At 34.0% G+C, this 12,679-nt stretch carries 10 protein-coding genes; all 10 read right to left on the bottom strand.

Annotation, left to right across the window (positions count from 1 at the left end; translation table 11 throughout):
• Positions 1-24: 24 nt before the first annotated feature.
• The gene (locus tag QE109_RS08980) at positions 25-699 is read right to left on the bottom strand and encodes an HAD-IA family hydrolase (protein ID WP_281094121.1); all 675 of its coding nucleotides are present in this window, start codon (positions 697-699) and stop codon (positions 25-27) included.
• Positions 700-1,014: 315 nt separating this feature from the next.
• Entirely contained in the window at positions 1,015-2,502 is a 1,488-nt protein-coding gene (locus QE109_RS08975; protein WP_281094120.1) for a methyl-accepting chemotaxis protein, read from the bottom strand.
• A 104-nt stretch (positions 2,503-2,606) separates the two neighbouring features.
• Complete coding sequence (locus tag QE109_RS08970; protein ID WP_281094119.1) at positions 2,607-4,580, bottom strand: TRAP transporter permease; 1,974 nt, start codon at positions 4,578-4,580, stop codon at positions 2,607-2,609.
• 14 nt (positions 4,581-4,594) lie between these two features.
• Positions 4,595-5,164 carry a DUF1850 domain-containing protein gene (locus tag QE109_RS08965; protein WP_281094118.1) on the bottom strand — a complete coding sequence of 190 codons (570 nt, stop codon included), beginning with the start codon at positions 5,162-5,164 and terminating at the stop codon, positions 4,595-4,597.
• 82 nt (positions 5,165-5,246) lie between these two features.
• Complete coding sequence (locus QE109_RS08960) at positions 5,247-6,266, bottom strand: TAXI family TRAP transporter solute-binding subunit (RefSeq protein ID WP_281094117.1); 1,020 nt, start codon at positions 6,264-6,266, stop codon at positions 5,247-5,249.
• A 245-nt stretch (positions 6,267-6,511) separates the two neighbouring features.
• A complete protein-coding gene (locus tag QE109_RS08955; RefSeq protein ID WP_281094116.1) occupies positions 6,512-7,273 on the bottom strand; it encodes a Na-translocating system protein MpsC family protein in 762 nt (253 codons plus the stop codon).
• A gap of 24 nt (positions 7,274-7,297) precedes the next feature.
• Complete coding sequence (locus QE109_RS08950; RefSeq protein WP_281094115.1) at positions 7,298-9,490, bottom strand: ATP-binding protein; 2,193 nt, start codon at positions 9,488-9,490, stop codon at positions 7,298-7,300.
• 121 nt (positions 9,491-9,611) lie between these two features.
• The gene (locus QE109_RS08945; protein ID WP_281094114.1) at positions 9,612-11,108 is read right to left on the bottom strand and encodes a tripartite tricarboxylate transporter permease; all 1,497 of its coding nucleotides are present in this window, start codon (positions 11,106-11,108) and stop codon (positions 9,612-9,614) included.
• Between the two features lie 9 nt (positions 11,109-11,117).
• A complete protein-coding gene (locus QE109_RS08940; protein ID WP_281094113.1) occupies positions 11,118-11,612 on the bottom strand; it encodes a tripartite tricarboxylate transporter TctB family protein in 495 nt (164 codons plus the stop codon).
• A gap of 53 nt (positions 11,613-11,665) precedes the next feature.
• Entirely contained in the window at positions 11,666-12,673 is a 1,008-nt protein-coding gene (locus QE109_RS08935) for a Bug family tripartite tricarboxylate transporter substrate binding protein (RefSeq protein ID WP_281094112.1), read from the bottom strand.
• Positions 12,674-12,679: the final 6 nt, after the last annotated feature.

The following is a 12,679-nucleotide window of genomic DNA, read 5'->3' as shown; positions in this document are numbered from 1 at the left end:
TCAAAAAAATATAAAAAAAAATGACTAAACAGCCATTTTTTCATAAGGTATAACATCTTCATTTATTGAATCGAGTATTGTCATAAGTTGTAAAGGAGATGCAATAACATAATCAGGTTCAGAAAGTAAAATTTCACTCACATCCAGTTGACTCCACCCCACCATAACACTCGAAATATTTGCTCTTTTGGCTGCTAACATATCATTATGTGTATCACCAATATAAATTGCTTCAGAAGGAGCAGTCTCCAAAAATACTAAAGTTTTTTCAAGGCCCTCTGGTGATGGTTTGACTTCGTGGACATCATCTCTAGTAATGATCACATCAAAATAGTCCGTTAACATCAGGTGCTTAAGTCCTTGGTTTAAACTAACTTTACTATTATTACTTACAATCGCCAATCTATAGCCTTGACTTTTTAAGTTCTTAATCAAAGTAATGATACCCGGAAAAGCTCTTGTTTTTTCATTGTGATGATGTGTATACCAAATTTTAAACTGCTCTAACATACTAAAAGCATGTACTGGATGAATATAATGCATCTGATCTTCTAAAGTTTTACCTGTTAAAGCTGTTATTTCTTTTCGACTAAGTACATTACCTCTATATCTCAATGAAAAATGATTTAGCCCCTCTTCTATGAGTGCATTAGTGTCTATAATGGTACCGTCAAAGTCAAATATTATGGTTTTTATCATTAGACCTCCTTGCCAAGGATACGGTCTGGTGGCTCTTTATTGGATGTTTTGAAAATTATGAGATGGTTGTTTACTTGGGGAGTAAGCTTAGAAGGAGTGAGCCACCAGCTCCGTTATGGCTTCTATATCAAAATTATGTGGTAACTATCCAATAGCTAAACTATACCTCAAGTATTTAAAATCTATATTAAGTTCAGATAATGTTTATGTGAATTTTATATAATGTCAAAAGATTAATCACATAAACAACACCTATAGCGGCAATTAAAGCAGCACTATTTTTGTGACTATATAAGAATCAATCTATCCTATTTACTATATTTTTATCTGAACGATTTGATCTTTATGTGTACCAAACATTTCACCTCTATTTTGTTTTAGGTGATCCGAAACTACATCTAATAGTTTAAACAGACGTAAGGAAATGTCCTTAGCTTCAAGATATATACTATTTGCTTTATCATAATTATTATTATTAATAGATGTAATAACACCTTCACCTTTTTTATGAAATTCATTATGCAAGATACCAATTTCATCCCATTCTTTGGATAATATTGTGTCGGACAGATCTATTGAATGATAAAAATGTCCAAAAGCACATTTATGTGAGTTCAACTGAATTGGATATACACTCATTTGATCTATCATATTTTTTAAATTATCGCTCCAGTTGTTATGAGCAATTTTTGCACTTTCTAAGTTGATAAGTATTTCATCATTATTTATATGGTTTGCACTCATATTAATAATTGACATTTGGTTATATAGAATTTCTGACATCTCATCATCTATTTTAGAAATTTGTTTTGCTTGCTTGTAACTTGTCTCAGCATTTTCCCTTATCGAAATTGTCATATCACTTAATTCTTCAGCATCTTTAGTTGATGATTCCATTGCTTGATTAATTTCTTGTGTTGATAATTGGATATTTTTCATTTCCATTGTAATTTCTTTAATATCTTTGACAGTTCTATTTAAGAGAGATACATTTTTATCTATTGTACTAGATACATTTTCGATCTTATCTCCAATTGACTGAGTGGATTCAATTGTGTTATCCATACTAATTACGCCTTCAACTGTTGCATTTTTAATACCTCTAACTATACCACTCATTTCATCTAAACTGCTTTTAGTCCCTTCAGCTAATTTTCTAATCTCATCAGCGACAACAGCGAATCCACGTCCATGCTCCCCTGCCCTTGCTGCTTCGATTGATGCGTTTAGTGCCAATAAGTTTGTTTGTGATGCAATTGCTTCTACTGCTGAAACTATTTGTTCTACACTTTGTGTGTAGTTAACTAACTCCTGCATTTTATTTCTCATCTCATCAGAATTATTGATAACGATATCTTTTAAGTCCTTGATTTCTCTTATTTGATCATAAGAAGCATTATTACTTTCTACAATGATTTCTGTAGCTTCGCTTAACCCTGTTAAAGTTTCCGTAGTATTTAAAATAGTTTCTGTAAAAGTATTCATACTTGCAGTCGTTTCTTCAACTATTGCTAAATTTGATTCACTTAAGATTGAAAGTTTATTGGAGAAATTCGTTAACTTTTGAGCTGAATGTGAGAGTTCTACATCAAAAGAACTTAGTTTAATAACTGTACTTAAAATATTCATTGTTGATATCTTCATTTTTTCTTCGCTGTTAAATAGCTTTTTGAAATAATCAAAAAACTTTATATGAATATGAAAATCCAATTTTGGTTCTTTAATATTTTGACCATTAAATTTAGCCTCAACGTATTCAATAATACCATGAGTTTCCGCACAATTATTTTTCTTTTTAAACATTTTCCCTCCAGAATGCATTTTAATAAAATTATATCACACTCTGATAAAAAACAAAGGACCAGCTATTGTGGTAGCTGATCCTTTGCTATTTAAGAAGGGTGTTTCTATATTGTTGCTACTATTTCAGGTGTCTTTTTTTTGTTTTTGAATTGAAAGAAGCATACACTTCCTAACATAACGGCTGCAATAAGATTTACAACTGGAGCCGTTGTAACCATCATTACACCACCCACTATAAATAGTAATCTTTCTAATACGTTCATTTTCGTCTGGAAATATCCTGTTAATCCAGAAGCAACTGCTATAATTCCTAATATCGCTGTTATCAATATAAACACAAGATGTAAAGGTGTTACATTAACAAGCAGCAGTTCAGGACTGTAAACAAAGATATATGGTATTATAAAGGCCGCTATTGCAAGTCGCGACGCCTGTATACCTGTACGCATCGGTTCTGACTTGGCGACACCGGATGCCGCTACTGCTGCAAGTGCAACCGGTGGCGTTACATCGGCTATAATTCCGAAATAGAAAGCAAACATATGAGCAGCAATAATTGGGACATCAAGCATTAGCAATGCTGGTGCAGCAATTGTAGCAGTAATTACATAGTTAGCAGTTGTAGGAACACCAATACCTAATATTAATGATGTAATCATCGTAAACACTAAAGTTAAGAATAGTTTTCCTGATGCTGCACTAACCAGTAGTGAACCCATCTTTAAGCCTAACCCTGTTTGAGTTACAACACCAATGATGATACCAGCTGTCGCACAAGCAGCTACAACTGTAATTGCAGTCCTTGCACCTTCAACCAATCCTGAAAATATATCTTTCAGTGAAAGGCGTGTCTCTTTTTTAACTGCAGAAACAAGTATTGCTGATACAATTGCACCAAGTGCTGCTCTAATCGGTGTATAACCAGAGATTAAAAGATAAATAACAATCACGATTGGCAAGATCAGATGACCTCTTTCACGCATTACCTTACTTGCTTTTGGAATCTGATCTTTAGGCATACCTTTAAGACCTTGTTTTTTGGCTTCATAATGAACGCCTGCCCAAACACCAAAATAGTAAAGTAAAGCAGGAATAACAGCTGCACCAATGATTTGAACATAAGGAATATTGGTAAATTCAGCCATAAGAAAGGCAGCAGCCCCCATAATTGGTGGCATTAACTGCCCACCAGTTGATGAAGTGGCTTCAACTGCTCCTGCAAATTCTGGTTTATAACCAAGTTTTTTCATCATTGGAATGGTAAAGCTACCTGTTCCAACAACATTTGCAACTGAAGAACCAGATAAAGTTCCCATAGTAGCACTTGAAATTACTGCTACTTTTGCAGGACCACCTGGTGCACCACCAGCAATCGAGTTTGAAATATCTATGAAAAACTCTCCCATCCCTGTTTTTCCTAGATAAGCTCCAAATAACAAAAACATATAGATAAAAGTTGAAGAAACCCCAATTGGAAGACCAAAGATTCCTTCAGTTGTATAGTATAAGTGCTGTACTAAATTTGATAATTTTACGCCTCTATGTGCTAATGGTCCTGGAATATGCGGACCCAAAAGAGCATATGCAATGAAAACTGATGCAATTATGACCATCGGCCACCCAATAACTCTTCTAGCAGCTTCTAGTACTAATACGATTGCAATTAAACCAACAATCATATCCATCGTACTTACACGTCCCGCTCTAAATACAAGCTGTTTATAGTTGAAAAAAACATAAAGACAAACTGATGCTGCAAGTATTGCAAGTACCACATCAACTGGATGTAGTTTTGATCTTGAGAATTTCTTGGAAGATGGATATAGTAGGTAGACTAAGGTTAAACCAAAAGCGAGATGAATTGAACGTTGTAGCATTGCATCCATAACTCCAAAAATTCCAGTGTATAATTGAAATATAGAAAACATTGCTAATATTCCAACCAACAATTTATTTTGAATTCCGCTAAGTACCCTATAGTCTGAACCTTTGTCGTATTTTCTCAGCAAATCATCAGCATTAATTGCACTTGCTTGGTCTGTATTTGCTGTTTGTTTTATTTCATTTAAGTCAGACATGACACCGATCCTTCCTATAAAACAACATGATAGTTGCCAATTTCAAAAACTTTCTTTTTAATCACATGAATTATGAGGTCATGTGTGTACTTTTGTCTTTCAACATCATTTTTTATAAGCTTCTTAAAAGACTCACTTGTGACATCAATAGACTCCTTGTTAAATAACTCTGCAATATATATTTTTTCACCATTCACCGTTATAGAATGCTTGGGAATTGGTGAAGCGATCATATTGACTTTTTCAAACTTCCGGTCCATATATAATATAAATTTACCATCTACAATTTCAAACTCCGCATCACTCATCTGTTCATAAGGAAGCCCCACCCCAAAAGACTCATATACAGTCTTTTGGAGTATGAGGTTATTATCTTTATCAATTTCAAAATACTCATCTACCGGTGTTAGTAACACAGAATGAATATAGCCAAGTTCAAAGTGATTGTCACTTGGAAACAAACTATGTTTTTCTCCTGATTTTTGATCTTCAATTATAATTACAGTCCGCTCTTGAAGACCAGTCATCACCAAAATTACTAACAAACAAATACTGAGCAATCCAATAATAGATTTTCTAAACAAAGCTTCCCTTCTCTCTTTAAGAATTGATGTTATCAATTTATTTCTAAAATTTTATGATAAGAGACCCTAAATTAACTTATCTTTATTCGTTGAAATATCTCTCAGCACCAGGATGAACAGGAATTGGCATTGCATCAAGTGCAGTTTCTTTAGTGATATATTTGCCTACATTGTGAGCCAATACAACTCTGTCCAAGTTTTCATAAATTTGTTTAGTTAATTGATAAGCTAATTCTTCATCTAAATCCGCCGAAACACAAAGCATAGATTTAACTGTTAACGTAGATACATCTTCTGTTTGTCCTTTATATGTGTTAGCTGGAATTGTATAGTCTGTAAAGAATTTATAGTTACTTTTAAGTGTAGCCGCTATATCGCCTTCAATTGCAACAATATATACATCATTTTGTGCAGATAAATCTTGAATAGCTGCAGTTGGAATTCCTGCAGTTAAGAAAGCTGCATCAACTTGCTTATCTTTAAGTCCTGAAGAAGCTTCAGCAAAAGATAAAAACTTAGGATCGATGTCTTTTTCAAAATCCATACCAGCAGCAGCGATTATTTGTCTTGCATTTGCTTCAACACCTGAACCAATAGCACCAACTGCTACTTTTTTACCTTTTAAATCAGCAACTGTTTTAATGCTAGGATCTGTTGTTACGATTTGAAGAGGCTCACTGTAAAGTGTTGCAAGTCCTCTTAATTTATCAAAAGTTTGACCATCAAACATCATTACGCCATCATGCGCATAAAGTGCTGTATCATTTTGAACGATAACAACTTCAACTTCACCATCAATTAACAAGTTGATATTTGCAACAGATGCACCTGTTGATTGAGCTGTTGCATTGATGCCTTTAATATTATTGTTCCATATTTCAGCGAATGCACCACCAAGTGGGAAATAAGTACCTGCAGTACCACCGGTACCAATATTTACGAAAACATTATCAAAAGATGGATCTTCTGACATTGCTGCAGTCGTCTCGCCTGCTGCTGCAGTTGTCGCTTCAGTTGTTGCTGGCTCATCAGTAGATGTACAACCAGTTACAAGTGTGAACATTAAAATTAATACCAATAACAAAGACATTGCTTTTTTCATAATTTCCTCCTGCTCAACTTAAATTTAATTTCCTTAACTGTATGCTCCCCAAACTAATCGTGTGCGCATACGAATACACGACACCATTTTTATATCATTCACCCTACATAATCCTACAAAATGTTACAAAATACTACAAAATTATTTAAAATTTATTCACAATGTTTGAAATAATATGTAAATAATCAGAAAACGGGATAAATTCAACTGTGATTTTTAATCATTTTGAATTTATCCCGTTTTTTTTAGAACTCAAATATAAACCTTATGACATCAATATCTTTTGTACTGTTACACTTTAATCCTTGAAAAACTACACGAATACCTGTTACTTCCTTTATAGAGGTTTCAAAGGTTTCTTTTAGTTGTGTGTAAAGTACTTCTCTTAAGTAGTCACCAATTCGTGTGTTTTTTTCTTGTTTAAGAATGGTTTGTTCTAATTGTGTTCGAGAGCCACTGATTACTATTTCACATAGATTAGCTTGTAAAAAGGCTTGAACTCTATTTGGTCCTTTTCCAGTTGACAATTTAATTACTCGTGCAATTTCTGTCTCTGTTTTTCTTTCAATTGATTTTACTTCATCTAATGAGAGCCGAAAGCGCTGCTCTTTTTTCTTTTTTCGCGTTAACTTTTCATTCATACTTATGAGCATTTGATTTAAAGTCTCTACATCGATTGGTTTTAATAGATATCTATCAATTCCCACTTCTATCGTTGACTGCATTAACTCAACATCACTTAAAGCAGTTGTGATTACAATAGGAATATCAAGGTTCTTTTCTCTTATTTTCTTCGCCATTTCAACACCATCAAGAACTGGCATCATTAGATCAGTTATCACAAAATCAAACTTAAAAACATCGAAGATTGCCAATGCCTCTTGCCCATTTTCTACACTTGTGACGGTTTTAACCCTTCGCTTTAAGAATCGTGTAATTTCTTCTCGCAATATTGGCTCATCTTCAACATATAATACATTTAGGTCCATTTGCTTTTCATTTAACATGAGTTTTCTCTCCTTGGACGAAATTTATATTGGAAAACTAATGGTTATGCATAAACCGTTTTCTTTGTTGATTGCGTTAATATTTCCTTTAAAGTTCTTTTCAATAATTACTTTTGATATATATAGGCCTAGTCCAGTTCCTGATTGCTCATCTTTTGTCGTAAAATACGCATCAAATAATCGACTAACATTGGCTTTAGATGCTCCACCACCACTGTCTTGAATACTAATTAATAGTTCTTCATCACGTCCCTCAATTGCTATGCAAATTTTTTTCTCTGAAGAATTATGTTGAACAATTGCATCAATTGCATTTTTAATGATACTAAATAGAACTTGTGACAGTTGATTTGGCAACCCATTTATCAACACATCACTTTCTAGTTTGACGATTACTTCTATATTATTTAATCGAATGGTTTCCTTTAGAAAGTCAATGGTTCGATCACAAACACTGGATATTAAGAAATCACGTTTTTCAGTTTTGGGATCAAAGAAAAATCTAAAGTCATCTATTGTACTCGACATAAATTTTACGAGATCTGCATGTCTAACCCCTTGTGCCTTAAGATAATCTTCATCTAGCTCATTATATTTATAAGCATCAATTATGTTATTGTAGATCATGGCAAGTCCACTTAAAGGTTGTCTCCATTGGTGAGCTATATTTCCAATCATTTCACCCATAGCAGCTAATCTCGATTGGTAAATCATCAGTGCTTCACGTTTTTTGTTTTCTTCCATCTCCTGATCAAACAAACGCTTCATGGTTATGTCTCTTGAAATCATGACGATCTGCATCTTATTTTCATTATTCATGATTCTTGCATTAATTTCTACTGGAATAACTTTCCCATTTACACCTTTTAACTCATCCTCAAATGTCACACCAGAGTTAATTTCAATACCCTGTATTAAAGCGTTATATACATCTTCACTCACCTGTGTGCTAATCTGATAGTAAGACATAGATAAAAGTTGTTCTTTTGTATATCCCAGAGATAATTCTACTTTATGATTAACTTCAATGATCTGTGCACTTTGATTCATACTAATAACAAAGATACAATCTGAACCAGATTCAAAAATATTTTCAAATTTATTTTTACTACTTAATAACTCGCTTTCAAGTTTAATCCTCTTAGTGATATCGAGTTCTAGTGCTTCATTTAGTGCTTTTACTTCTATCATTAAAGCGCGTTCTTTTTCGATAATAGCTTTATCCTTGGTGAACTTATAAAACAATAACCCAAAAGTAAGAAATACAAGTAACAGTAAAAAGTTAATGATCACAATGGTATATGTTCTGTTTTTTAGAAAAGATACGACTTCTAAATAATCTTTTGAGATGTTTACAATCCAAAAATCACTTCCAATATTAGCAGGGGCATAAGCGCTAAATTTCTTGATCCGTTGTTGATCATTATCAGTGAACCATAATGAGTGATAAACGCCAACGCCAGATTCTTTGTTCTTTTGTTTTTCAACAAGTTCTGTCAGTTCACTCCAGTCAAAATCAGGATATGTGTTTTTACGTACTTCAATAACATTTTCACCAATATCTTCAGTGTTGGGATGCATTATAAGTACGCCACTGGAATCTTTCACAGATGCATAACCTTTTTCTCCTGCTTTAACAGGTGCTATAAGACTTTGATAAATTGTGTTGATTTTTACTTTTATATAGAGTGTCGCATCAAGTTTCTCTTCAAAATAAATCGGATGATATATATTAACATAAAGCTTATCAGACTCTTTATATATTTCCCCTACATCCGGCTTTTGGACTAACTTCACCCTCTGACAATCATCTAAGATGCCATCCCCATAATCAGTAGTTGGAAATGCATAAATTTCTGTACCATCTAGTTTAACCAACCTTATTAATTCAATATTTTCACTTTGAATATTATAATAATCCTCTAGATTCTTAAACAAATCTTTTTGTGTCCCATCAGCTGAAAAACCATTATAATCTTTAATAAATGTTCGATTTTTTGATAATATTTCAAGATTATGTTGTTGGTTGGTAAAAAAATTCTCAACACTTTTTGCAAGTGTCTCAGCTAGAGATAAGAGTTGAAATTGCTCTATTTCAATTACCTTATTTTGTATTTTTATATAGTTTTGATAAGATGCGCCAATGATGACGATCATCACCATCAGTGCAATCACAATAATCATTGCATACTTATATTTATTTAAAACTTTTATCATCAAATACCACTCATTTCATCAGTTTACATCCATTATATGAGCCTCCACACTATAACACAATATACTGATTAAAGCCACCTTCAGATAACTGAAGCTGGCTTTAATTTATATTAAACTATACTTATTTATTACTTTTTAATAGTGCAAAGCCTTTTTTAATTCCAGGGAAGCCTACAAATATAACCGTAATTGCTATTAAAGCAATCGCAAGTGGTGAGCCCCAGAAAACACTTAAAGCACCATCTGAAATTCTTGTAGCTTGTCTAAATGATTGTTCCATAGTACCGCCAACTATTACTGCAAGAATCATTGGCGCTGATGGAATTTTAGCTTTTTCCATAAAGAAACCGATGATTCCAAACATAACCATGATATAGAAATCTATCACTGAGTTTGAAATAGCATACGTACCTACAAAAGCGAGTCCAAGTACCATTGGATAAAGTACTTTTGATGGTATAGATAAAACACGAACTAAAAGTCCAGCCATTGGAATGTTAACAATTGCTAATACAAAGTTACCAATAATCATACTCGCAATAAGACCCCATGCAACATCAGGATGTTGCGTAAATAAAAGTGGTCCCGGTTGTATACCAAGCATTAAGAGTGCACCCATCATAATCGCTGTTGTTCCAGAACCAGGTATTCCAAGTGTTAACATTGGGATAAATGCGCCTACTGATGCAGCATTATTAGCAGCTTCAGGAGCGGCAAGTCCAACAATTTCACCTTTACCAAAATCATCAGGATTTTTTGATAGTTGTTTTTCGTTATTGTATGCCATAAGAGATGCCATTGTACCGCCTGCCCCTGGAAGTGCACCTACTATAAAACCAAGAGGTGTACTTCTAAGAATTGCTGGCCATGACTTTTTCCATTCTTCTTTAGTGATCCATATTTTCCCGAATTTTCTCTGCGGTATTTTTTTACCACTGTTGATATCTGAAAATGCTTTAAAAACTTCACCAATAGCATAAAGACCAATAATAACTACTAGAAAATCAATACCCGTTTGAAGTTCTAAGATATTGAATGTGAATCTTGAAATTCCAGACTGTGCATCAATTCCTACAGTTGCAACAGCAAGACCAAATAAAGTTGAAATAAAACCTTTGATCATATTGCCCTTTGCCATTGACGAAGTCATCGCAAGTGCAGCTACCATCAATAAGAAGTATTCAGCTGGACCAAATTTTAATGCAAATTTTGCAACAGGAGTTGCTAAAGCAATTAAGAATACAACTGATATAAGACCACCAATGAACGACGCAATCGCACTAATCGCAAGTGCAGATTCCGCTTTACCATTCATAGCCATTGGATAACCATCAAATGTTGCAGCAAGTGCAGCACCATCACCAGGTGTATTGATTAAGATTGAACTTCTTGAACCACCAAACATCGCCCCATAATATACACCAGCCATTGTAATAAGTGCCGCTGTTGGACTCATAGAAAAAGTCAGTGGTAATAAAACAGCAACGCCTGTAGCTGGTCCAAGTCCAGGTAGCATACCAACGATAGTACCCAAGATCCCCCCGAAAGTGATCAGAACAAGATGATAAGGTTGCATGGCAATTAAAAGACCATCCATTAAATGTTGTAAAATATCCATAACAGCCTCCTATATATTAAGAATAGGCGTCATAGGTAATGAAATGCCTAAAAGATAGAAAAATACATAATAAACGATAATGCTAAAAATTGCTGATGTAATTAAGTTCTTAACGATTCTCTTCGGTTCTAAAACTGACATGATAAATCCTACGAATAAGAATGTAGAAATTACATATCCCAATATATGAAATATCAAAGCATAGACGATTGCAGCTACAACTGTCATGATAATCATTTTTCTACTTAAAATATCGTTTGCCGTAGTGTTCTCTTTGATTTTTCTAAAAGCAATTTTTGTCGCTTCTAAATTGCTTTTCAACAGCAAGACAACACCAAATATTACCAATCCACCTGAAACAATCAGTGGAAAAATCGAAGGAGCCATAGGATCTCCCATAGGACTTCTTTTTAATCCAAATGCCATTATGCCATAAATAATACCGAATATAACGGAAATTGCTCCTGTTAAAAAGTCAAAATTTCCTTTTTTCTGCTTCTCCATAATACCTCCAAATTTAGGGGGATGAGAGCCACACTGGGCTCTCTATTTATTTATTAATTTGATGAAAGACCTATTTCATCTAAGATTAACTTGTAAGATTCATTTGTTTCTTCTAAGAATGTATTGAAATCTGCTTGATTTAAATAAGCTGGTGCCCAACCGTGTTTAGCAGCTTCAGTTTTCCATTCATCTGTTTCTACCATTTTTGCTAATGTTTCTTCCCAGAACTTAACTGCATAATCTGGCATATCTGGTGCCCCAAATAAACCTCTCCAGTTCTCGAATACACCATCAATACCTTGCTCTTTACAAGTAGGAATCTCAGCTAATACGCCTTCTCCAACTCTTTCAGCGCCAGTATGTGCAAGAGCTCTTAAATCTCCACTTTCAACTAAAGATTGAACATCTCCTAAACCTGTTGTTAACAAGTCAACATGACCACCTAAGATTTGAGCAGTTGCCGTTCCATCTTGGAAGCTGATATAATCAATTTCTTTAAGATTTTGTACGCCAGCAGCTTTTGCCATAATTAAGAATTGAATATGATCCATAGAACCAGCAGCTGAGTTACCACCGATTTTTACACTTTTAGGATCAGCTTTTAATGCATCCATAACTTCAGTGATTGTTTGGTATTTTGAATCCTTAGGCACTACAAATGCTCCGTAATCAGTTATAAGTCTTGCAAGTGGTGTTGTATCTTTATAACCAAATTCGCTTGAACCATTTAACTCAATTAACAAAATTGGTGGTGAATAAACTGAAATTAATTTTTCTGATCCTTTTTGAGTTTGCATGTAGGCTAAGTTTACGCCTCCGCCGCTACCAGCTTTGTTTGTTACTGGCATATTTGCTTCTACTAATTTAGTATCTTGTAAAACTTTTGCAACAGTTCTGATTGTTAAATCCCAACCGCCACCAGCCCCAGATGGTGCAATAAACTCTAATGAGCCTTTAGGATAATCAGTTCCCGTTTCTGATTTTGAAGCACAACCTGTAAGTGCCATAGCGCCTACCAATGAAAGTGCTAACAAGCTTGTTATAGCTTTTCTGAATTTCATATAATT

Source organism: Fusibacter bizertensis, from assembly GCF_029914245.1.
GTDB classification, from domain to species: Bacteria; Bacillota; Clostridia; order Peptostreptococcales; family Acidaminobacteraceae; genus Fusibacter_C; species Fusibacter_C bizertensis.
The sequence above is the reverse complement of the archived record's forward strand: the minus strand, read 5'-3'. Positions and strand labels throughout refer to the sequence as shown.